The following is a 22,646-nucleotide window of genomic DNA, read 5'->3' as shown; positions in this document are numbered from 1 at the left end:
TTCGCTGTGATCAACCTAGCCCACCAGGGTGCCCGCCCAAATTCATGACGCTGACCGTTTCATCTCTCGAAACGCCCGGCCCTAGCCCTCCCCCGCAAGCCAGCGGTCTTCCCCGGCATGGAAGGCGGCAAGTTCGTCCGGCCGGTCGTCCCCCAGCAGATCCTGGTTGACCTGGATGCCGCGGCTGCGCTGGATATAGGTCAGAAACTTGTAGGAGGGCCTCATGGTATCGAGCAGGGCGCGGTCAATCGGCAATGGATCGGACGAAAAGACCGGCGCCATGGTGTCGCGCTCGAACAGGACGTGGAAGCTGGCCAGCTTCCATTCCCCGGCCTCACGCACGGCCCGGGAGAAAAACCGGCAGAACACCTGAAAGTCGATCTCGGTGCCGTCCAGCGTCGCGCGATTGAAGATCATGGCGGGACTCTCCACGGTCGCCCGATCACCCCGCACCTGGGCGAAGGCCGGGAACACCCAGTGCTTGCTGTTGCCGGTGTTGCTCATCCATTTACGGCTTGCCTCGACATAGGCGTTGCCACCGGTTCCTTCATACCAGCTCGTGCGGACATAGGCGTCACGGTGGAAGCATGCAGCCATGACATCGAAACGGCGCTGGTCTCGCGCAAATCGCTCCCGGCGAACGAGGTCGAACAAAATCTCGCGATCGAGATGGTCTTGCAGGCGTTTGTCGCCGATGGAGGTCATGTCCGTTCCTGATGTTTGTCGCGGGTCGCTCGCCACCCTGCCCCTGTGTCAATCGACTTCCTGCAAGCCTTCCTCCCGCACCCGGCGGAACGAGGGTAGCAGGATCGATACCAGCAGGACCGCAGCGATCAGCAGCGTGCCAATGCTCACCGGACTGGTGAAGAAGACGCTGGCATTGCCATGGGAGATCAGCAGCGCGCGGCGCAGATACTCCTCCGCCATCGGCCCGAGAATCAGCGCCAGGATCAACGGCGCCGGCTCGGCGCCTGCCTTGCGGAACACATAACCCAGCACGCCAAAAAGCGTCATCAGGTAGACGTCGAAGGCGCTGTTTCTGATGCTGTAGACGCCGATGGCCGTGAACACGCAGATCAGCGGGAACAGATAGCGGTAGGGAATGGAGATCAACTTGGCCCAAAGACCGACCAGTGGCAGGTTGAGAATGAGCAGCAGCAAATTGCCGATCCACATCGACACCACCAGCCCCCAGAACAGTGCCGGTTGCTCAACGAGGATATTGGGGCCGGGCTGCACGCCCTGGACGACCAGCGCGCCGATCATCAGGGCCATGGTCGCAGTGCCGGGCAGGCCAAGGGTCAGCATGGGAATGAAGGCGGTCTGCGCTGCGGCATTGTTCGCCGCCTCGGGCGCAGCGACGCCCTCGATAGCCCCTTTGCCGAACTCATCAGGGTGGTTGGAAATCTTCTTTTCGAGGGCATAGGCGGAGAACGAGGACAGCAGCAGGCCCGCCCCCGGCAAAACGCCCAGCAGGACACCGATGCCGGTACCCCGCAGGATCGGGCCGGTCATCCGTCGCCAGTCGTCGCGGGTCGGAAACAGCGAACTGACCTTGGCGATGCTGGCAGCGCGGGTACTCTCGTTTTCGAGGTTTGCAAGCACATCGCCCAATCCGAAAATGCCGGTGGCAATGACCACGAAGTTCAGCCCGTCCATCAGATCGGGCGAACCGAACGTATAGCGGGCCGCGCCTGAATTCACGTCGGTGCCGACCATCCCCAGCAGCATGCCAAGGAGCACCATGCCAAACCCGGTGAGCAAAGAGCCCGACGTCAGGACCATTGAGGTAACGAGGCCCAGCACGATCAGCGAGAAATATTCAGTGGGACCAAAGCTCAGCGCCATGCCTGCCAGAAGGGGCGCGGCAATCACGATGAACAGGGTGCCCACGGTGCCGGCAAAGAAGCTGCCGATAGCGGCGGCGGCCAGGGCGCGGCCCGCCTTGCCCTGCTTGGCCATGGCATGGCCATCGAGCGTGGTCACCACCGAGGAGGCCTCGCCGGGCAGGTTCATCAGGATCGCCGTGGTCGAGCCACCATATTGCGAGCCATAGAAGATACCGGCCAGCATGATCAGGGCCGTGTCGGCGGGCAATCCGAACGTGAATGGCAGCAGCATGGAGATGGTGGCGATCGGCCCCAACCCCGGCAGCACGCCGACGGCGGTGCCGAGCAACACCCCGGCAAAGCAATAGGTGAAATTGGTGAGCGTGCTGGCCGTCTGGAGGCCGAGCAGGAGCCCGCTGAAAATGTCCATGTCGAACTCCGGGAGTTATCAGGGGGCGCCCAAGGCCGGCAGCCAGCTACCGACCAGCGGTATGGGCAGGCCCAGCAGGGTGACGAACAGAATGCCGCAGACGATCGAGAAAACCGCAGCTCCGGCCACTGCCTTCCAGCTCCACTCGAAGCGAACGCTGGCCGTGGCCGCCCCGATGCAGAGCAGCAGCACGGCGAGCGGCAGGCCCAGCTTGTCGAGCAGGAAGCCGAAGGCAATGATCGCGCCCGAGACGATGAAAAGCGGCATCGAGCGCGCCAGGCGGATAAGCTCCGACATGCCGAGGCGCGCGCGCAGCAGAATGCCGATGCCGGTGAGGGCAAGCAAGGCGGAGATCATGATCGGAAAAAAGCCCGGCCCCATCCGCCCCGGCGTGCCAAGCGGATAGTCCAGCGCCATCAGCAGGGCCACCACGCCAATGGCCAGGAACAGGCCTCCCTGAACGACATCCTGAGTTAACTTCACGGGCACTCCTCCTGTGCTGACGCTTCGTTTGCCGGTCTTGCGCCGGCGTGTGCCTGCCTAGCCGGGATAGCCCAGCACGGCCTTGACCTCGAGATATTCCCGGAAGCCATAGATACCGAATTCTCGGCCATTGCCGGACTGCTTGTAGCCGCCGAACGGCAGGCTGCGGTCGAAGGCTGCGCCATTGAGATAGACACGGCCGGCCCGGATGCGTTTGGCCACCCTGAGCGCGCGCTCGGGATTGGTGGACTAGACAAAGCCGGCCAGGCCAAAGGGCGTGTCATTGGCGATCTCGATCGCCTCGTCCTCGGTCTCATAGTTGAGGATGGACAGAACGGGACCGAAAATCTCCTCGCGCGCAATGGTCATCTGCGGCGTGACATTGCCGAATACCGTGGGGTGCACATAGTAGCCGCGGTTCATCTCGGCCGGGCGGCCTGGCCCACCGGCGACCAGCGTCGCCCCTTCGTCGATGCCGGCCTGGATGAGTTTCTGCACCTTGTCGAACTGGCCTTGGCTGACCAGCGGGCCCAGCGTCGTTTCCGGCAGCAGCGGATCGCCCAGACGGATAGCGGCGACAGCCGTCCGCGCAGCGTCGAATGCAGCCTCGCGCTGTGAAACGTGCACCAGCATGCGCGTGGGCGACTGGCAGTTCTGGCCGGCATTGGTGTAGCAGGCATGCACCCCGGCGATCACCGAGGCGCGCATATCGGCATCATCGAGAATGATGTTGGCCGACTTGCCCCCCAGTTCCTGCGCGACGCGCTTGACCGTGGGGGCGGCGAGCGTCGCTACGCGAATGCCGGCCCCAGTGGAACCAGTGAACGATACCAGGTCCACTTCGGGATGGGAGGCGAGCGCTTCGCCGACCGTGGGCCCGTCACCATTGACGAGATTGAACACGCCCGGCGGCAAGCCGGAATCATGGATGATCTCGGCCAGGATCATGGCGCTGAGCGGCGCCATCTCGCTGGGTTTCAGCACCACGGTGCAACCGGTCGAAATGGCGGGCGCGACCTTGGAGGCAACCTGGTTGAGCGGCCAGTTCCATGGCGTGATCAGCCCACAGACGCCGATCGGCTCGTGGCGCACGATGCCGGGCCCCATGCGCTCCTCGAAGGCAAAACTGCCGAGGACGCGGACCGCCTCCTCAAAGTGGAACAGCGCAACTGTCGCCTGGCGCTCGGTGGCAAAAGTGATGGGCGCGCCCATTTCGAGCGTCATGGTGCGGGCCAGTTCGGGAAGGCGGGCGCGGAAACCGTTGATGATGCCGCGAAGCCAGCCAAGACGCTGCTCGACACTGGTTTGGGAATAGCTGGCGAAGGCGCGGCGGGCCGCCTTGGCAGCACGGTCGACATCAGCCGAAGAGCCCAGGCTGATCCTGGCGAAGGTTTCCTCCGTCGCCGGGTTGACCACGCCAAGTATCGCGGGAACGGCGGGATCGACCCACTTGCCGTCAATATAGAATTTCAACCTGTCCATGCTGGCCTGCCTTGTGCCCTTCGGGCAATTACTGCCTCAGTAGTAGATCACCCGCCCCCAGCCGCAACGCGCAAGGCGGCGCGTTCCGTCAGGCGACGGCCCAGTCACAGATGCCGTCCCTCGTCCACCGGCACGACAATGCCAGTCGAACTGGTGAGATCGACGATGCAGGCAATGACGGCGCGCGCCACATCATCGGGTGTGGTGAGGTGGCCAAGCGGCAACCGCTCGGCCGTCTTTTGCAGCTGCTCGCGTGTACGGCCTGGTACGAAGCCGGTATCCACGCCGGCCGGGGAAACCGAAAACACGCGCACCCTGGGCGCCAGCACCTTGGCCAGCGCAATGGTCAGGGCGTCCACGCCCGCCTTCGCGGCTACATAGGCGAGGCTGCTGCCCATGCCCGTGCGCGCTGCAATCGAGGAGACATTGACGATTGCCGCACCATTGCCGCGCTCGAGCAGACCGCGGAACGCGCGCACCATGGCGAATGGCCCACGCAAATTGATCATCACCGTATGGTCGAATATCTCGTCGCTCAGGGCGGCAAGATCGGCGGCGGCAACCGGCGTCGTGGAACCGCCGGAGTTGACCAGCGCGTCGAGGCTCCCGAACCGCTGGTCGATGACCGTGGCGGCTTGGGTGATGGAATCGGCATCGTCCATGGCAATGCGCATGGCCAGGTGGCCACTGCCCGCGAGGCCCGAAACAACCTCGTCAGCCAGGGCCCACCGGCTGTTATAACCAATGATCACGGTTGACCCCAACGCTGCCAGACGCGCCGCCGTGGCCCTGCCAATGCCGCTGCTGCCGCCGGTAATCAGCACCGTTCGCGGCACCGCAAGCGGCGGAATCTCAATCAATGGCATGGCGATCTCCCCTCTCCTCGCAGCGCCCCATTATCAGGCACCATAGTCCTTGAGCGCTGCCGTGGCGGCCGAGCGGATGAAGCCATGGTCGCTTGAAATCACCATGGCCGACGCGCCGATCGATGCGACGAACTCAAAATCGGACTTGCTGGTCGGCAGCATCATGAGCGGCGTATTGGCCGCTTTGGCGGCCGCAGCCACGTGCCGGCTGATCTCGGCGACCTTGGTGGCTGCCTCCGGGTCATCACGGAACGAGGCGGTCAGATCACCCCGCCCGATGAACAGCGCGTCGATACCATCCACCCTGGCGATGTCGCCGGCGATGTCGATGGCGTGCTGGTCCTCGATCATGGGGATCACGGCAATCTGGCTGTCCTGCAGCGCCATATGCTTCACAGGTCCCGCACTGCCCCAGTTGCTGGCCCGCGACAGGCCGACAAAGCCACGGCTGCCGCCCGAATAGTGGCTGGCGCGGACAATGGCCGTCGCTTTCTCCACCGACGCTACATGGGGCACCATGATGCCCATGGCCCCGGAATCGAGCGCGGAGAGCACGTTGGCCTCGGTGAATTCGGCAATGCGAACGACAGGGGCAAGGTTGGAGGCACGCGCCGCAAAAATCATCAGCTCGGTCATGCCCCGGTCGAGGGCGGCATGCTCCTGGTCGATGATGATGAAGTCATAGCCGATCTGCCCCAACATCTCGATCACCTGCGTCGTCGGCAGCTTGACGAAAGTGCCGAACATGCGCTGGCGGTCCAGCAGGCGTTGGCGGAACGAGGAAAAGTGGGGGCGCTGGTCGGACATGTGATCTCCTTGTGCGCCCTTTCTACACAACAGCCGGCATGGCACCGATCTTGAACGGCCGCCGTTTCTCTGTGCGAAATGCATCGGCCCCATCGTTTCTGTAAGCGAAACGCCGGGCGAAACCCGTTGCCGCGGCGACAGGGTGAGTGGGACCAAGGTCGCCAATGCGTTCCGTTGCAAGGACCCAAGACGTGGCCAATCCAACTATCCTCACCTGCGCGGTGACGGGCAATATTACGATGCTCGAACAGACCCCCTACCTGCCGGTAACGCCGGAGCAGATCGCCAATGCCGGCCTCGAGGCCATCCGCGCCGGCGCCGCGATCATCCATATCCATGTGCGCCACGATGATGGCCGGCCCAGCATGGAGCTCAAGCACTACCGCGAAGTGGTCGAACGCCTGCGCGCGGCCGAGGAGGATGTCGTCATCAACCTGACGACAGGGCCCGGGCAGCGCTTTGTTCCCAGCGAGGACAATCCGAGCGTTGCCGCCCCCGGCACGACGCTGATCCGCCCCGAACCCCGAGTCACCCATATCGAGGCCCTCCGGCCCGAGCTGTGCAGCCTCGACTTCAACACCATGTATTCGGGCACCTCGGTGGTGATCAACACGCCGACCAACCTGTCGATCATGGCCGAGCGCATTCAGGCCGCCGGCGTCCGCCCCGAGATCGAGGCCTTCGACAGCGGCGATATCCAGCTTCTCAACGACATGGTCCGCCAGGGCAGGCTGGAAGCGCCGGCGTTTTGCCAGATCGTGCTGGGCATTCGCTATGGCGCGATCGCCACGCCCGAAACGCTCGCCTATCTCAGGAACCTGCTGCCGGCTGGGTCGAACTGGGGCGGCTGTGGGGTGGGCCGCTTTGAATTCCCCATGCTGGCGCAGGCCTGGCTTCTCGGCGGCCATGTGCGCGTCGGACTGGAAGACAACATCTTTCTGGAAAAGGGCGTGCTCGCCAAGAGCAATACCGAGCTGGTCGAGAAGGCGGTGCGCATCGTGCGCGACCTGGGCGGCACCATGGCCACTCCCGGCGAGGCCCGCGAAATCCTCGGACTGAAGAAGCAGGCGCCTCGTCCGGAGTGAGACCGCTGCCGTTTGGCGTCAGCGCACAAGACAATCGAAGGAAGGACCACCATGTATACCGCTAGCGATCCCCGATCCACTCTGGCCGGAAGCGGGCCAAAGCCTGAGGCCAACTGGGTGCACACGAGCTTTTTTGGTTCCCAACTGGCCCTGTTCTACGGAACCGAGCCCCAGGTCAGGGACGCCAGTGGCGAGACCTGGATCAGCCGCGGGCAGAATTTCGTCGTGGCCTATAGCAAGGGCCTGCAGGGCGGTGCCTTTGCGCGCAGCGCGCAGCCCGATGAGTATGCCGTCATCATCCCCGACGCAGAAACGCGGGTCGAGATCACGACTGACGCCGGTACCGAAGTCGTTCCGGGATATTCCGTGGCCTTTATCCCACCGGGTAACAGCACCATCCGCATGTTGACCCCAGGCACGATCATCCGGCTTCTGACGCCAAAATCGGAGGACATGGCCAACGCAGCTTCGAACGCTGAGGCATTTCGGCAGGTGCATCCGAACGTGCCGCCGTTCCAGCCCTGGCCGGAACCGGCTGGCGGCTTGAAGCTGCGGTGGTACACGCTGGATGTGCCGGAGGATCCTTCCCGCTTCGGCCGCATCTACCGGTGCACCACCTTCATGGTGAACTTCCTCACCCCCCGCATCGGTCCGCGGGCCCGTGACAATGTCTCGCCGCACCACCATGATGATTTCGAGCAGTGTTCACTGGCACTCAGCGGCGCCTTCACCCACCATCTGCGCTGGCCGTGGACGACCAACATGAATGTCTGGCGCGAAGACGAGCACCTCTATTGCGAGTCACCGTCGGTCTGCGTGATCCCGCCACCCTCAATCCACACCACGACCGCCGAGGGTCCCGACGTCAACCAGCTTGTCGACATCTTCTCACCACCGCGCCTGGATTTTTCGGCCAAGCCTGGCTGGGTGTTGAACGCCGACGACTATCCCATGCCGACACCCTGAGACGAAGCAGCCTTCTCCCTAGATCTCAAAAAGCCGGGATGCTTGATGCATCCCGGCTCATTTTTTGATTGGTAGGGAGGCGCTGTGTTGGCTGATGTCAGGGTGCCAGGCCAACGAGGCGCGCGGGATTGTCCGCGACCATGGTACGCACATCGGCCTCGCTGAAGCCCAGGGCCAGGCATAGCTTGATGGCCTGCCGCATACCCTCGACCGGCGTTGGATTATCGACCTGGCCGAGATCCGAGCCGATGGATGAATTCGCGACGCCCGCTGCCTCGATATGCTCCTTGAGCTCCTGGGGCGAATACACGTTGAAGCGCGAGTCGACATACATCGCTGCGGACTGTTCGACGATCACCCCCAGTTTGACGAAGTCGGCAATGTCGGCATAGGTGAAGTGCAGTCCATACATCGGATGGTTGATCAGCAGGCGCTTGATGCCACGACTGCGCGCCTCGTCAAACAGCTTCCAGATTTCCCAGACATGCAGGTGCCCTGACGACAGGATCACGTCGAACTCGGCGACCTTGTCGAGTATCTGCTTCACCGAATCCAGAATATTGCCGAGTTCATCGACCACGGTCAGAGCCGGCGAAGCCATCAACTGGACATTGGACACGAGCCGCGACTTGCGATGTGAACTTCTGATGTGATTGGCGGCCTGCGCCGTTGGCATCCAGATCAGCTTGGCGCCCATCTTTAGCTGCGCATCGACCACATAGGGGTTGAAGCCGCCCGTGGAATTGTTGAGCACCAGGCCGCTGAACATCGAGAAGCCGGGATTGGCAATCAGTCGTTCCATCAACGGAATGAACGGCGCTGCGGAATAGTGGTGATCCTTGAACAGCACGCCGCGCATACCGGCCGCGATGGCCTCCTCGGCCGCCTGCAAATGGTCAAGCTGGCGCGGCATGGTGGATGGGCCGGAATGGACATGAAGGTCGACCGCGCCCCTGAGCAACCTCGCAGCAAGGTCCTCATCGACCCCCGCCATGAGGCGTCGCGCTTCTTCCCGGTTCTGCTCGCTCGTCGCCATTATGCTCTCCCGCATTGTACCGGTTCGGCATAGTGGTTGACGCTGGCGCGTCTCAACCTATAGTCCGCCCTGTTTCGTGCTACGAAACGAATTGCAGTCTCTCAGGGAGGGGTGCCGGGTGGGTATCAGATCGATCGAACGCTGTTTGAATGTCCTGCTGGAATTGAACCAACAGCCGATAAACACGATCGCGCAGTTGCATGCCCGAACGGGCCTGCCCAAGCCCACTCTTGTCCGCATCCTCAAGACGCTCGAGGAGGCGGGTTACGTCGAGAACGACTCCCGCCAGGGCGGATATCAGGTCAGCGCCATGGTAACCTCACTCAGCTCGGGATATCACAAGGGGCCTCTCGTCGTGGAGGCAGGTCGCGCCTGGGCCCTCGCCATCACCCGCAAGCACAAGTGGCCCATTGCCATCGCCCTGCCCGCCTATGACAGCATGGTGGTGCGCTTCAGCACGGTGCCCGACAGTCCGGTTTCGCCATTTCACAGCACGGTCAACATGCGCCTGCAAATGCTGACCCGAGGCCTGGGACTGGCCTATGTCGCCTTTATCGAAAGCGAAGAGTTCGACCTGATCCTCGACGTGCTGATGAAATCCAACGACCCCGAGGACGGGTTGAGCCACCATCCCGACCAGATCAGACGATTGCTGGCACATATCCGCAAGGTTGGCTACGCAACCCGTTCCTCGATGGTCGAGCCGCGCAACTCCAACACCATTGCAGTGCCGATCATCAGCCACGAAGGACGCGTTCTGGCAAGCCTTGGCCTGACTTACTTCAAGTCCGCCTTCGCTTCCGAGCTTGAGGCCTGCGAACGGTTCGCGCCCATTCTGCAGTCAGCCGCGATTGCCATATCCGATGACCTCGACCGACTGTCGAAGAACATGTCGGTCGATGTAACGGAGTTCGGCTCCATCGCCTGACGCGCCCTAGGGGCGCTCGGCTGCATGATCCGCACTGACCGCCAGGACGACCTTCCCCAGCTGTTCATTGGCGTCGAGCAGGGCGTGGGCCTGCCGCACCTCTTCGAGCGGGAAAACGGCGTGAATCCGGGTGACCATCCGTCCGTCCGCCAGCAGTGGCCAGGCCGCCTCCACCAAAGCCTTGGCGATCCGGCCCTTATAGGCCGCGGGTCGCGGTCGCAGCGTCGAGCCGGTCAGCGTCAGCCGGCGACGCACGAGATCGCGGATATTGACCTCCGCCGTGGCGCCCTGGTGGCTGGCGATGAAAACCAGCCGGCCATCGGGCGCCATCAAATCCAGTTGCTGCTGCACATAGGGGCCGGCCTGCGCATCGAGAGCCACGTCGAGGCAATGCTCGCCGGCATGCTGCCGGATGGCATCGGCCCAATCCTGCCGATAGTCGAACACGGCGTCAGCGCCTAGCTCAAAACAGGCTGCGCGCTTTTCGGCACTGCCTACAGTGGCGAAGACGCGGGCGCCGCGCAGCAGCTTGGCCATCTGGATGCCGGCCATGCCGACGCCGCTCGTGCCGCCCTGGATCAGCAGCGTCTCCCCCTCGGCCAACCGGCCAAGCCAGATGATATTATTCCACGCCGTAAAGAAGGCCTCAGGGAGGGAAGCCGCCTCAATGAAGCTGAGGCCGGCGGGTATCGGCATGCATTGCACCGCCGGGACGACCACGAAATCCGCGTAGGCGCCGCCATTGGTCAGCGCGCACACGAAATCCCCCACCTTGGGCGAATCGACCCCTTCGCCGATAGCGGCTACCCTTCCCGCGGCGTCGAGCCCGGGGATATCGGTCACACCCGGCGGCGGGGGATAGAGTCCGCGCCGCTGCTGGATATCGGGACGGTTCACGCTGGCGGCATAGACCTCCAGCAGCACCTCGCCCGGACCGGGTACAGGGACCGCCCGCTCGACGATATCGAGGACTTCCGGCCCACCTGGCCGGGTAATTTGAACGACACGCAAACTCGCCCCTCCTTGCTTCTCCAGCCCCGCTAACACTTTGCGACGCGACCGCATATCGGCGCATGTCGCGTTTTCGCAGGATGAAACGCGAGCGCCGAACGGCGCCGGCCATTCCGCCTGCCGAAACTGCGGCTGATCCACCTTGTTCCCCAGCCCTCCTGCCGCGAGGGTTGGGTGTCGACTCGGCGACCAAGTAACGTCAGAAATCGATCACCACCCAACGAACTGCCGAGCCATGACCATACATTCCGACCTCCTCGCCGCCTTGATCTTCCTCGTCTTTGGCACACTCGCCCTGGCCATCGGCTATAGCTATGGCTTTGGCACCCTGGCCGCGCTGGGTTCGGGCGCTATGCCCATGCTGGTTGGCGCGGGCCTGTTCGCCATGGGCCTTGTGCAACTGGTCCAAACCAGCGCCGCTCGCCGCAAGGGGCAGCAGGTCGTCTCGACCTTTTCTCGCCGGGAGACACGGCCGCTGTTGTTCATTCTGAGCGCCATTCTGGCGTTTGGGCTGCTGATCGACCGCGTTGGCCTGCTGCCATCGCTGGCGGCGCTGGTCGGTATCAGTTGGTTCGCCGATGAGAGCGGTCGCAAACGCGAGTTGCTCGGTGTCCTGCTGGCCGTGGCCGCACTCATCGTCGCCATCTTTTACCTTGGCCTGGGCATCCCGTTCCGCCTCGTCGCCTGGAGATTCTGAACATGGACCTCATTTCCTCGCTGGCCATGGGCCTGCAGGTGGCGGTGACGCCGGTCAACCTGATGTACTGCCTGTTGGGCGTCACCCTGGGAACCGCCATTGGCGTCTTGCCAGGTGTTGGCCCCATCATCACGATCTCGCTGCTGTTGCCGCTGACTTTTGGCCTCACGCCCGAAGCATCAATCATCATGCTTGCGGGCATTTTCTACGGCGCTGCCTATGGTGGCTCCACCACCTCCATCCTGGTCAATCTACCCGGCGAGGCATCCTCAGCCGTGACCTGCATCGACGGGCACCAGATGGCGCGGCAGGGACGCGCCGGCGCCGCGCTCGCGGTTGCAGCGCTGGGCTCGTTCTTCGCCGGCACCGTGGGCACACTGCTGATCGCGCTGGCCGGGCCACCCCTTGCCGGCATCGCCATGCGGTTCGGCGCTGCCGAATATGCCGCCCTGGTTTTTGTAGCACTGCTCAGCACCGCAGCGATGACGCGCGGCGGCGTGATCAAGGGGATCGGCGTTGCCTTGCTGGGCATGGTCTTTGGCACCGCGGGCTCGGACGTGTCGACCGGCATGTTCCGCTTTACCTTCGGCATTCCCGAACTGCGCGATGGCGTTGAATTCGCTGTCCTGGCCGTGGGCCTTTTTGCCGTGGCCGAGATCATCGGCAATATCGGCGAACCACAGGGTGAGGCCGTGGCATCAAGCAAGATCGGCCGGCTCTGGCCGACCCGCGACGACTTCCGGCGCTCCTGGCCGGCCGTGCTGCGGGGCACCGGGCTGGGTTCCCTGCTGGGCGTGCTGCCCGGCGCCGGCCTCGCCATGAGCTCCTTCACCGCCTATATGATGGAAAAAAGCGTCTCCAGGCAACCGGAGCGCTTCGGCCTTGGCGCCGTCGAAGGCGTCGCGGCCCCCGAGGCCGCCAACAACGCCGCCTCCCAGACCGCGTTCATTCCGACGCTGCTGCTGGGCGTCCCCGGCAGTCCGACCATGGCGCTGATGCTGGGCGCCTTCATGATCCACGGCGTCCAGCCTGGTCCGCGCATTATGGGCGATCACCCGCAGCTGTTCTGGGGGCTGATTGTCTCGATGTGGGTCGGCAACCTGTTGCTGGTGGTTCTCAACCTGCCGCTGATCGGCCTGTGGGTCCGGCTGCTGCGGGTCCCCTATCACTGGCTCTACGTCTTCGTGCTGGCCTTTGCCTGCGTCGGGGTATTCACCCTCAGTTCGTCGGCGTTCGACATCTATTCCCTCGTCTTCTTCGGCGTACTTGGCTACCTGCTCAAGGCGGCAGGCTGCAATCCGGCGCTGTTCATTCTCGGCTTCATCCTGGGCCCGATGTTCGAGGAGAACTTCCGCCGCGCCATGACCCTGTCGCGTGGTGATCCTCTGGTATTCCTCGAGCGCCCGATCAGCCTGGTGCTGGTGCTCATCGGGGTGGCGGTGCTCCTCGCCACGACCACTTCCTTCGTCCGCCGTGGCCGGGCCGAAGCAACAGACTAACCACCAATGCCAACCGCAAAAAAAGCTACGCCGCGACACTGTCGCGGCGTAGCTTTTTTGCGTGGGCGTTCTTGACAGATTGCGGCGTGTCCAGAGCGCGTCGCGTTTGGTGGAGCTCGGTGAAGGGTCCCGGCAGCCCTGATGGTGAGCCTGTGGAACCACGCGATCGGGCGCGTGGAGACCCGTGTGCCATGACCTTGTCCTTCGACAAGCCCAGGACGAGGTCTGCTCCGTGAATCTGGTCTCTGCGCTGCGCCTAGCGCCGCAGCGGCGCCAGGAGAGCCTCGACGTCGGCAACCTCATCGATGCGCAGCAGGCTGTCGATGAGCTCGTCGGTCAGGTCAGGGGCGATCAGGCCATCGACATTGGAGCGGAACTTTTCGATATAGACTGCCTCGCTGGCCGGATTGCGCGCCGTGCCCAGCATATCTTCCACCGTGTGGGTGAGCACCCGCCCGTCGGCCAGTTCGACCGTCACCACGCCCCGGGAGCGACTGGTGTCGGCTGCGGCGATGGGATCGGGCAGATAGGTGACCTTGTCGGCCAGCAGGTTGATGACCGGATCGCGCAGGCGCGCTTCGGCATAGGCGGACTTGTCGAAGCGCCCCAGGGCCAGCGCCTCGGCCACGGTGTGCTGCAGGCTGATGCGGCCGTGCCAGGAGGTGCGGGGCCGCCGCTTGTCCTGCACCGGTTCGCATACCGTACGGAACGAGCGCGGCATGATCTCGCAGCGGATTTCCTTCACCGCTGCCGGATCCACACCATATTGCTCGCGCAGTGCCAGCGCTGCGGAAATGAATGGCATCAAGGTATAGGCGCAGGGATAGAGCTTGGGGGCGATGTTGAGCACCTCCCAGCGCGAACCCAGTTCCCGGGTCAGCGCCGCGAAATCGAAGCTCTCGGCCGCCTGTACATGGCTGCGATACCAGCCGAAACGGCCTTCGAACACCGTAGCCGGGCCCGAAATACCGTGCTTGGCCAGCGCGACCGCGCGCACGGCGGCGGACGCAGCAAAGCCCACATGCATGGTCTTGGTCGAGGTGCCATCCTCGAACGAGGCGATCGACCCCGCCGACAGGCTGGCGGCCGTGCCCACGGCATCGGCCATCTGCTGGCGCGGCAGCTTGCGCAACCGTGCTACGGCATAGGCGGCGGCAAAGACGCCATAAACGCTGGTGGGGTGAAAGCCCATTTCGTGCATGCGCACCGGGGTGACCATGCCGAGCCGGCAGACGATCTCTGAGCCCACGAGCACCGCCTCCAGCAGCGCCCGCCCGGACAGGGCGCCGGCCTGGGCTATCGGCAGGGCCGCCGCGGCGACGGCGCAGGTGGCATGAATATTGGTGGCAAGGTGAGTATCGTCGAATTCGAGCACCGCCGCGGCGACGCCATTGATGAAGGCGGCGCTGGCAGGCGCGGTTTGTTGCTTGTCCATCATGGCATGGGCGCCCCGCCCGCCGGCATCGGCGTCAGCGACGGCGCGGCGTGCCGAATCCACGCTGGGATGGCTGTCGGAAGCGATCATGACGCCCACCACGTCGAGCAGCCGCAGCCGCGTATTGTGAATGACCTCGACCGGAGCCGTGTCCAGCGAAAAGCCGATTGCCCAATCGGCAAGCTCGGAACTCAGGCCAGCCATTATCTACCTCGATATGCATCTGCAGGACATGGAAAAGCGTCGGCCGGCAGCATGGTTCTGGTGCTGCCGGCCGTCATATGGCGCGTGGTTATTTGGCCAGGCCCAGCCCGGTCAATATCTCGTCGAAGCGCTCAAAGTCCGCCCGCAGTGCGGCGTCGAGTTCGGCACTGCCCATGAACCGCGGTGAAACGCCTGCCTTGGTCAGCTTGTCGATGAACTTGGCATCGGCGCTGGCGTCCTTGAGCGCGGTCTCGACCCGGCTCACGACTTCTGCCGGCATGCCTGCCGGCCCCATGATCATCTGCCAGCCAGTGCCGCTGATGCTGTTGTAACCAACGGAAGCCAGCGCGGGAACATCGGGGAATTCCGGCAGTTGTTCGCCGCCGGGAACGGCCAGTGCAGTGACTGTGTCCTGCCGTGCCTGTGGCACTGCAGCGGCGTCCATCATGAACTGCACGTCGCCGGCAAGCACCGCCTGCACCACGTCCGCAGCACCCTTGTAGGGAATATGGGTCGCCTCAAGGCCCATGGCGCTGAGCATGTCCACCGTCGCCACATGGCCGGTCGAACCGACGCCGACCGAGCCATAGTTCAACTCGCCGGGATGTTCCTTGCCATAGGCGACAAACTCTTCGACGGTCGTGACCGGCAGGGATTTTGACGCTACCAGCATGCGCACCGCCTCGCTGATATTGGCGATCGCGACAAAGTCCTCGAAGGGCTCGAAGCCGACATCGGCAAGATGGGGGGCCGTGGTGAAGATGGCATTGCCCGCCAACAGCAAGGTGCTGCCATCGGCAGGCGCGCGCGACGCCTGCTCTGCGCCGATCGTGCCGCTGGCGCCGCCGATGTTCTCGACGACGACGTTCACCCCGAGGCGTCGGCTGAGTTCATCGGCCACCAGACGCCCGACGATGTCACCAGCGCCACCGGCCGCATAAGGCACGATCATGGTCACCGTATCGGCTGGATAGGCCTGCTGCGACACAGCAGGCGCGCTGCTCGTCGAGATCAGCAAGGCTGCCACCACTGCGGCGCCCACGGCTTTCATTTTGGTCTGCATTATTGTTTTTCCTCCCGTGCATAGGGCACTACCCCAGCATGCCATTTCCGAGGAGATAGCGCACATGGTGCTGCGGCGCATTCCGTTCAGCGAAACATGTGACTGTGGCACCATGGTTGTGGCTGGTCGGTTTCCTCAGGGCCTTCGAGCGTCAAACTTCAGAAGGTCGGGGACCGGACCGATAGGCTTTTGCATCTATTTTACCCAACGCACCATCCACATAGTGTTCAGGACAGGCCTGCCGAAGCTCGGCTGATGACGATCATCAGCCTCGGGTCGGCAGCGGACTATGCCACCGCGCAACGAATGACAGATTTCTGGTTCACCAACCTCCAACGCTCCGCCGGCGTCATCTGCGGGCGGAAATTTGCAGGAGTGGCGGAGAACCATCATAATCCGTCGTCGGTTGGACTTAGGGCAGGTCCGGGAGCTCTCCGTCATTATCGCACAAGCGGCGAAAAACCGGGGTCCAGGAGCTCTGGCGCAGTCGCTCCTGCCAGCCTCATACCCCTGGATAGCCGATCCCGCGCCCCGCCGCCGGGGTCCTGCCCTTTACTGTCGCAGGACTTTGGTTTCCCTCGCCCCCCTCCTCCTGATCAAGGCCTGAACCTGTCGCAGTATTTCGCAACCCGCTCCAATCAAAAGCTCTTTCTCCCCGAACGATTGAACCGCTCGGGAACTCCAGAGGCTGTTGGTTTAAGTCATGCGGCCATGTCCGGTTGTTCCAGTGCGGCATAAAAGTGTCGTGCGCAATGGAATTTGACACCGGCGATTCCAATTTGGCACTGGCTATGGGCACCAAACCTGCTGTTGCGGAGACGTTGCTTGGTTCCCCAGTGAGGAACCGCCCTTTGGCACCGTGCAGCTGGCAATTTTTGTCAATCAAGTGTTGGCAAATATCGCCAATGCGAACGCATGCTCGGGTTGAGGCGATGGTTGATTGTTGCCGGGAACTGACCCGAAGAGGGTGTGGATAAAAACCTGGACCGGTTATGCTGTAAAGCCATGGGACTTCCATGGAGCCTTCAGCCACTCTTATTCGTCAGTTCTTCGGTCCAGGCTGAGCCATCCGCCATCTCAAACGCGTTTTTGAGACGCGAAAGCACTTTTGCCGTCTTGGTCAAGACAATCTCGCGTATACGAGCGGCATCATCACCGGTGTTGGTCACAACCAGAAGTCGCAGGTCGATCACGTGCTCGGCGGGCTGGCCACCGATGACCTCCCCCAAATGCACGCGCACGACAGCATTGGCCCTACCGCTGAGCCGCGCATGGGGACGCACATCGACGATGACGCAACTGAGAACGTCTATGGCAAGTCCCTCCCGAGCAATGACTATTGGTATTCAGTAGCGCGGCACAATTGTGACCTTTCCGGGCTCAGCATTCCCAGTCTCGGCCGATCAAGACCACCTTGTGGTGCCGGTCGCCGCCATAGTGACGTTTACCGCCACCCAAATCTGACAAAATCGAATGCAAGGTCTGGGCTGTCGGCGTGCAAGACAATTCACCGATGCCGCGACTGCATGTCCGCAATGATCTCGGGTAAACCACAAAGACATGGGTGTCGCTTTGTATGTCTGGTGGCAGGCGCAACGAACCATGCCTTGTTTTGACGGATGGGAAACCGCCGATTGCGCCCCCGTGGAAGCGGCGGAAAAGTAATCAATAGTCGACAACAGCTAATGCGTTAGGACTACGCGCAAGGTGGCGCGGATAGGCGCGAAGGTGTGCGAGTATGAGCTCGCGCCCCCGACTGGGCATGCGCCAGTCGATCAAGCGCACCTCCAGATCATCTCCACCAATTTCATGGCAGGCGGTGATGCCACGCGATGGGCGCTCACCCTGTCTCGAGCATCAGTTGGCGGCCCTGACGCGTCAAGGCACACCGATCAGCGGTAGAGGTTAAAGGATCACTACCCGCTGCTTCGGATCAGGACCATGCTTGCCCACCCGCCTCACAATGCCGAGAACCAGGCAATCAGCTCCGCAGTATTGCGCACCCCGGCAGCGCGCGTCAGGCGCAAGCGGTGCGCTTCCACGGTGCGGCGGCTGAGCCCGATTTCGGCGGCAATGACGGCGTTGGTCTTGCCCTGCGCCACCAGGGTGAGAATCTGCCGCTGCCGCCCGGTCATCGCCGCCTGGGTAACAGGGCGGCTCATCGGTTCGAAACAGTAAAGTGCCTCGGAAAAAGGATCGGCGCTGTTGCGCGAGCGGCCATTGACCCGACACCAGAAGCGGCGCTCGTCGGCCCCTACCATGATGCGTTCATCATAGTAGACCTGGCCACCCGGCAAATGGCTGCGCCACATCTGCCCGGTCCGCACAAAATCGGCAAGTTTGGGATAGAGCCGCGAAAAACTCTGATCGACCAGTTCGTCGCGCGCAAAGCCGAACAGGCTGGCGAATTCGGCGTTGCAGTCGCGGATGATGCGATGGGTGGCAAATACCATAGGCACCGGGATGTCGCCCAAGGCAAAAAGGGGCAAAAGAGGATCGGAGCGGCCCGGCAGAGATGCAATCATAGCGTATAAATACGACTAACCGGCCGAGGTCGGCAAGTCTTAGCTTGGCGCCAAGAGCGGCGCTGCGCGCAGTGGCCAACCCGATTTTACAAACACGCGAGGAGGGACGGGCTGTGCACAAAGTTTATACGGATGCGACGCAGGCGCTGGCCGGATTGTTAAGCAACGGGATGGTGGTGATGGCGGGGGGCTTCGGCCTGTGCGGCATTCCTGAAGCCTTGATTGCGGCGATCAAGCTGTCGGGCGTCATGGACCTGACCGTGATCTCCAACAATGCCGGGGTTGATGGCATTGGCCTTGGGACATTGCTCGAAACAAGACAGATCAAGAAAATGATCTCGTCCTATGTCGGGGAGAACAAACTGTTTGCCCAGCAATATCTGGCGGGCGAACTTGAAATCGAATTCACCCCGCAGGGTACCCTGGCCGAACGCATTCGAGCCGGTGGGGCCGGTATCCCGGCCTTTTTCACCAAGACCGGTGTCGGCACGCTGATTGCCGAAGGCAAGGAAGTGCGGACATTCGACGGCGCTGACTATGTGATGGAGCGTGGCCTGGTGGCCGATCTTGCCGTGGTGCATGCCTGGAAGGGTGATGCGGAAGGCAATCTGGTGTACCGCAAGACCGCACGGAATTTCAATCCGATGATGGCGACGGCTGGCAAGGTGACAGTTGTCGAGGTCGAGCATCTGGTGGCAACCGGCGAGATCGAGCCCGATCAGATTCACACCCCAGGGATTTTCGTTTCGCGGCTGATCCACGTTCCCAATCCGCTCAAACATATCGAGCAGCGCACCGTGCGCTCTCGCAATACTGCTGAGGCATACTGATGGCCTGGACACGCGAACAAATGGCGGCCCGCGCCGCGCAAGAGTTGCAGGACGGCTTCTACGTCAATCTGGGCATAGGCATTCCCACCCTTGTCGCCAACTACATTCCCCAGGGCATGGATGTGCGGCTGCAGAGCGAGAACGGCATGCTCGGCATGGGCCCGTTTCCGTTCGAGGGCGATGAAGACGCCGACCTGATCAATGCTGGCAAGCAGACCATTACCGAGCTGCCGATGACCAGCTTCTTTTCCAGCGCCGACAGCTTTGGCATGATCCGCGGTGGCCATATCGATCTGTCCATTCTGGGCGCCATGCAGGTGGCAGAAAATGGTGATCTGGCCAATTGGATGATCCCGGGCAAGATGATCAAGGGTATGGGCGGCGCCATGGATCTGGTGGCCGGCGTCAAGCGCGTGGTGGTGGTGATGGAGCATGAGGCCAAGGGCACGCCCAAGCTGCTCAAGGCCTGTACTCTGCCGCTGACCGGGAAGCGCGTTGCCGATCTGGTGATTACCGATCTGGGTGTGTTCACCGTTGCCCGGACGGGGGAGCCGTCCATGACGCTGATCGAATTGGCTGATGGCGTCACCGTGGACGAAATCACCGCCAAGACCGAAGCGCGCTTCAGCGTGCAACTGACCCGGGAGTGACGGCAATGCGTGACATTGTAATCGTTGGAGCGGCCCGCACCGCTGTTGGGTCGTTCATGGGTAGTCTGGCCACCGTGCCGGCCCACCAACTGGGCGCTGTGGCCATCACGGCGGCGCTGCAGCGGGCCGGGGTGGCGCCTGGCGACGTGGATGAAGTGATCCTGGGGCAGGTATTGAGCGCCGGGGCCGGGCAGAACCCGGCGCGGCAAGCAGCCATTGCCGCGGGCATCAGCCAGTTGGCCACGGCCTGGGGTCTGAATCAGGTTTGCGGCTCGGGCCTGCGCGCCGTCGCGCTGGGCATGCAGCAGATCGCCATGGGCGACGCCGAAATCATCGTGGCGGGCGGCCAGGAATCGATGTCGCTGGCGCCCCACTGCCAGCACTTGCGGGCTCCCGCCAAGATGGGCCCGATCACGCTGGTCGACACCATGATGAGCGACGGGCTGGTCGACGCCTTTGGCGGTTATCACATGGGCGTCACCGCCGAGAATGTGGCGCGCGAATTCGGCATCGATCGGCCCACCCAGGATGCCTTTGCCCTCGCCTCGCAACAAAAGGCCGCTGCTGCGCAACAGGCTGGGCGCTTCGTTGACGAGATCGCGCCAGTGACCATCAGCACTCGAAAGGGTGATGTTATGGTCGAACGGGACGAATATATCCGCCCCGATACCAATGCCGAGACGCTGGCCAAGTTGCGCCCGGCTTTTGACAAGGCCGGCAGTGTTACCGCCGGCAATGCCTCGGGCCTTAATGACGGCGCCGCCGCTCTGGTGTTGATGAGTGCCGATGAAGCCGCAAGACGTGGCCTTATACCCCTTGCCCGCATCGCCTCCTGGGCAACAGCGGGTGTCGCCCCGGCGCTGATGGGCACGGGCCCGATCCCGGCCTCGACCAGGGCGCTGGAAAAGGCCGGCTGGAGCGTCGCCGATCTCGACCTGATCGAGGCCAATGAGGCCTTTGCGGCCCAGGCCTGCGCGGTCAATCAAGCGATGGCCTGGGCGCCTGAAAAAGTCAATGTGAATGGCGGCGCCATTGCCATTGGTCACCCAATCGGCGCCTCGGGCGCGCGGGTACTGGTGACCCTGCTGCACGAAATGGCGCGGCGTGATGCCCACAAAGGTCTGGCGACCCTGTGCATCGGCGGCGGCATGGGTGTCGCGCTGTGTGTCGAGCGCCCGTGATCGCGTTGCGACGACGCCCGGCCAGGCATAGAGTCCGCTTCGGCTCTTTCCAGCAGACGAGACATTATCATGGCCCGCCTACCAACAACTGAACGCTGGTCAGCCGATAACGGCCTGGCCAGTATTGAAGAGGCCGTGGGCGCTTTCAGCCTGCTGCGCGACTTCTTCGAAGGTGCCATTATTGTCGATGCGCAGACCCGCATTACCTGGATGGATGCGCGCTACCGCGACCTGCTCAAGTTGGACCCGGCATTTGATCCGATCGGTCTGCCTGTCGAGGAAGTCATCCCCCACTCGCTGTTGCGTCGGGTGGTGGAGACCGGTCGTCCCATTCTGCTCGACATCATGAATTTCGACGACCGGCAATTTGTCGTCTGCCGCATTCCGCTCAAGGACTCTGCCGGGGCGGTAGACGGGGCGATCGGCTTTGTCTTCTACGACAATGTCGATTATTTGGCGCCGATACTGGAAAAATTCGAGAGCATGCACAAGCAGCTCACCCGCGCTCAGGCGGCACTGACACGGGAACGGCAGACCAAATACTCGCTCTCCAGCTTCGTGGGGCAAAGCGCGTTGGTCAGGGACCTCAAAGCCATGGTGCGCCGGTTTGCCTTACGCGATGGCGCAGCACTGATCCTGGGCGAAACCGGCACCGGCAAGGAGTTGCTGGCCCATGCCATACACCAGCAGTCCGATCGCGCCGATGGTCCTTTTGTGGCCGTCAACATCGCGGCGGTGCCGGAGTCCCTGCTGGAAGCAGAGTTCTTTGGCGTGGCGCCCGGCGCCTATACAGGTGCCGACAAGAAGCCACGACAGGGCAAGTTCGAGCTGGCTCATGGCGGCACCCTGTTTCTCGATGAAATTGGCGATATGCCACTGGCCACCCAGGCGAAATTCTTGCGTGTCCTGCAGGAAGGTGAGGTAGAAGCCCTCGGCTCCAATACTGTCAGGAAAGTCGATGTCCGCATCATCGCCGCTACGTCGCAGGACCTCGAAGCCATGGTCGCTGCAAAGAGCTTTCGCGCCGATCTCTATTACCGCATTGCCGTACTGACCGTGCACGTGCCGCCCCTGCGCCAGCGGCGCGAAGACATTGCCATGCTATGCGAAGTGTTGCTGGAACAGACCATGCGCGCTGCCGACGAGCGCGGCTGGGTGATTACGCCCGAGGCGATCAGGCTGCTACAGGCCCATTCCTGGCCGGGCAATGTGCGCGAACTACGCAATATCCTCGAACGCGCAGCGGCGTTGGCACCGAGCGAGGTGCTTGATGCCGCGGTCATCAATCGTGCCATGCCACCAGGCTCCAACCGCCCGGAGGTCACCAGCGGCGGCGCCCAGGCGCTGGCCCAGACTATCGCCGATACCGAGCGACAGGCGATTGTCGAGGCGTTGGCCGCAACAGGCGGGCAGAAGTCGGCTGCGGCGCTGCGGCTGGGGGTATCGCGCAGCCAGTTTTACGAGAAACTGAAGCGCCACGATATTGCCCCATGATCTGTCCGGTCTTCCGGACGATGTCGCTATTGCCGGACAGTTTGACCGGACACTCTGACCAATAGACCCAACAAAGCCCGGATTTTGCACTTGGCACGAAACTTGAAAGGGTGAGGGCAAAACGAAGCGGGCCATTAAAGGTCCG

Annotated in this window: 20 protein-coding genes and 1 pseudogene; 9 read left to right on the top strand and 12 right to left on the bottom strand. The window is 62.8% G+C overall.

All coding sequences use genetic code 11. The annotated features are described in order from the left end of the window. Positions 1 to 81 precede the first annotated feature (81 nt). From Q8O80_RS09545 to Q8O80_RS09520, 6 genes and pseudogenes are all read right to left on the bottom strand, one after another. The gene (locus Q8O80_RS09545) at positions 82 to 705 is read right to left on the bottom strand and encodes a nuclear transport factor 2 family protein (RefSeq protein WP_305579230.1); all 624 of its coding nucleotides are present in this window, start codon (positions 703 to 705) and stop codon (positions 82 to 84) included. A gap of 48 nt (positions 706 to 753) precedes the next feature. After that, entirely contained in the window at positions 754 to 2,259 is a 1,506-nt protein-coding gene (locus Q8O80_RS09540) for a tripartite tricarboxylate transporter permease (protein WP_305579229.1), read from the bottom strand. Positions 2,260 to 2,277: 18 nt separating this feature from the next. Beyond that, positions 2,278 to 2,742, bottom strand: a complete 465-nt coding sequence (locus Q8O80_RS09535) for a tripartite tricarboxylate transporter TctB family protein (protein WP_305579228.1) — start codon at positions 2,740 to 2,742, stop codon at positions 2,278 to 2,280. Positions 2,743 to 2,799: 57 nt separating this feature from the next. Continuing rightward, positions 2,800 to 4,224, bottom strand: a pseudogene (locus Q8O80_RS09530) (aldehyde dehydrogenase family protein). A 104-nt stretch (positions 4,225 to 4,328) separates the two neighbouring features. Then, positions 4,329 to 5,090, bottom strand: a complete 762-nt coding sequence (locus Q8O80_RS09525) for an SDR family NAD(P)-dependent oxidoreductase (RefSeq protein ID WP_305579227.1) — start codon at positions 5,088 to 5,090, stop codon at positions 4,329 to 4,331. A 33-nt stretch (positions 5,091 to 5,123) separates the two neighbouring features. Further along, complete coding sequence (locus Q8O80_RS09520; protein ID WP_305579226.1) at positions 5,124 to 5,897, bottom strand: HpcH/HpaI aldolase/citrate lyase family protein; 774 nt, start codon at positions 5,895 to 5,897, stop codon at positions 5,124 to 5,126. Between the two features lie 191 nt (positions 5,898 to 6,088). Here Q8O80_RS09520 and Q8O80_RS09515 point away from each other — a divergent pair, with 191 nt between their 5' ends. Together Q8O80_RS09515 and Q8O80_RS09510 are read left to right on the top strand one after the other, a co-directional pair. Continuing rightward, complete coding sequence (locus tag Q8O80_RS09515; RefSeq protein WP_305579225.1) at positions 6,089 to 6,982, top strand: 3-keto-5-aminohexanoate cleavage protein; 894 nt, start codon at positions 6,089 to 6,091, stop codon at positions 6,980 to 6,982. Positions 6,983 to 7,033: 51 nt separating this feature from the next. Beyond that, the gene (locus tag Q8O80_RS09510) at positions 7,034 to 7,948 is read left to right on the top strand and encodes a hypothetical protein (protein ID WP_305579224.1); all 915 of its coding nucleotides are present in this window, start codon (positions 7,034 to 7,036) and stop codon (positions 7,946 to 7,948) included. A 97-nt stretch (positions 7,949 to 8,045) separates the two neighbouring features. Here the strand turns inward: Q8O80_RS09510 and Q8O80_RS09505 are convergent, their stop codons facing one another. Next, positions 8,046 to 8,984: a DUF6282 family protein gene (locus Q8O80_RS09505; protein WP_305579223.1), complete on the bottom strand. Its 939-nt coding sequence runs from the start codon at positions 8,982 to 8,984 to the stop codon at positions 8,046 to 8,048. Positions 8,985 to 9,060: 76 nt separating this feature from the next. On the opposite strand from Q8O80_RS09505, the gene Q8O80_RS09500 reads away from it, so the two are divergent. Then, positions 9,061 to 9,912, top strand: coding sequence for a helix-turn-helix domain-containing protein (locus Q8O80_RS09500; RefSeq protein WP_371136156.1), 852 nt, complete (start codon positions 9,061 to 9,063; stop codon positions 9,910 to 9,912). A 6-nt stretch (positions 9,913 to 9,918) separates the two neighbouring features. On the opposite strand, the gene Q8O80_RS09495 is transcribed toward Q8O80_RS09500, so the two are convergent. Then, a complete protein-coding gene (locus tag Q8O80_RS09495) occupies positions 9,919 to 10,923 on the bottom strand; it encodes an NAD(P)H-quinone oxidoreductase (RefSeq protein WP_305579221.1) in 1,005 nt (334 codons plus the stop codon). A 235-nt stretch (positions 10,924 to 11,158) separates the two neighbouring features. Here Q8O80_RS09495 and Q8O80_RS09490 point away from each other — a divergent pair, with 235 nt between their 5' ends. Beyond that, positions 11,159 to 11,620, top strand: a complete 462-nt coding sequence (locus Q8O80_RS09490; RefSeq protein ID WP_305579220.1) for a tripartite tricarboxylate transporter TctB family protein — start codon at positions 11,159 to 11,161, stop codon at positions 11,618 to 11,620. A 2-nt stretch (positions 11,621 to 11,622) separates the two neighbouring features. Then, positions 11,623 to 13,119 (top strand): tripartite tricarboxylate transporter permease, encoded by a 1,497-nt coding sequence (locus tag Q8O80_RS09485; protein ID WP_305579219.1) that lies wholly within the window; start codon positions 11,623 to 11,625, stop codon positions 13,117 to 13,119. Positions 13,120 to 13,375: 256 nt separating this feature from the next. Here the strand turns inward: Q8O80_RS09485 and Q8O80_RS09480 are convergent, their stop codons facing one another. From Q8O80_RS09480 to Q8O80_RS09465, 4 genes are all read right to left on the bottom strand, one after another. Next, complete coding sequence (locus Q8O80_RS09480; protein WP_305579218.1) at positions 13,376 to 14,758, bottom strand: MmgE/PrpD family protein; 1,383 nt, start codon at positions 14,756 to 14,758, stop codon at positions 13,376 to 13,378. 88 nt (positions 14,759 to 14,846) lie between these two features. Continuing rightward, a complete protein-coding gene (locus Q8O80_RS09475) occupies positions 14,847 to 15,821 on the bottom strand; it encodes a tripartite tricarboxylate transporter substrate binding protein (RefSeq protein ID WP_305579217.1) in 975 nt (324 codons plus the stop codon). 1,025 nt (positions 15,822 to 16,846) lie between these two features. Next, positions 16,847 to 17,062 carry a hypothetical protein gene (locus Q8O80_RS09470; RefSeq protein WP_305579216.1) on the bottom strand — a complete coding sequence of 72 codons (216 nt, stop codon included), beginning with the start codon at positions 17,060 to 17,062 and terminating at the stop codon, positions 16,847 to 16,849. 717 nt (positions 17,063 to 17,779) lie between these two features. Continuing rightward, entirely contained in the window at positions 17,780 to 18,274 is a 495-nt protein-coding gene (locus Q8O80_RS09465) for a PAS and helix-turn-helix domain-containing protein (protein WP_305579238.1), read from the bottom strand. Positions 18,275 to 18,459: 185 nt separating this feature from the next. On the opposite strand from Q8O80_RS09465, the gene Q8O80_RS09460 reads away from it, so the two are divergent. The 4 genes from Q8O80_RS09460 (at position 18,460) to Q8O80_RS09445 (ending at position 22,501) form a co-directional block, all read left to right on the top strand. After that, positions 18,460 to 19,176: a CoA transferase subunit A gene (locus Q8O80_RS09460; RefSeq protein ID WP_305579215.1), complete on the top strand. Its 717-nt coding sequence runs from the start codon at positions 18,460 to 18,462 to the stop codon at positions 19,174 to 19,176. Then, positions 19,176 to 19,826, top strand: a complete 651-nt coding sequence (locus Q8O80_RS09455) for a 3-oxoacid CoA-transferase subunit B (protein WP_305579214.1) — start codon at positions 19,176 to 19,178, stop codon at positions 19,824 to 19,826. The genes Q8O80_RS09460 and Q8O80_RS09455 overlap by 1 nt, the downstream gene beginning before the upstream one ends. Before the next feature lie 5 nt (positions 19,827 to 19,831). Then, positions 19,832 to 21,007: an acetyl-CoA C-acetyltransferase gene (locus Q8O80_RS09450; protein WP_371136154.1), complete on the top strand. Its 1,176-nt coding sequence runs from the start codon at positions 19,832 to 19,834 to the stop codon at positions 21,005 to 21,007. 69 nt (positions 21,008 to 21,076) lie between these two features. Further along, positions 21,077 to 22,501: a sigma-54-dependent Fis family transcriptional regulator gene (locus Q8O80_RS09445; protein WP_305579212.1), complete on the top strand. Its 1,425-nt coding sequence runs from the start codon at positions 21,077 to 21,079 to the stop codon at positions 22,499 to 22,501. The last annotated feature ends 145 nt before the right edge of the window (positions 22,502 to 22,646 follow it).

The sequence above is a fragment of the Devosia sp. genome (genome assembly GCF_030689745.1).
In the GTDB taxonomy this organism is placed as follows: Bacteria; Pseudomonadota; Alphaproteobacteria; order Rhizobiales; family Devosiaceae; genus Devosia; species Devosia alba.
This window is presented reverse-complemented; position numbering and strand designations above follow the sequence as displayed.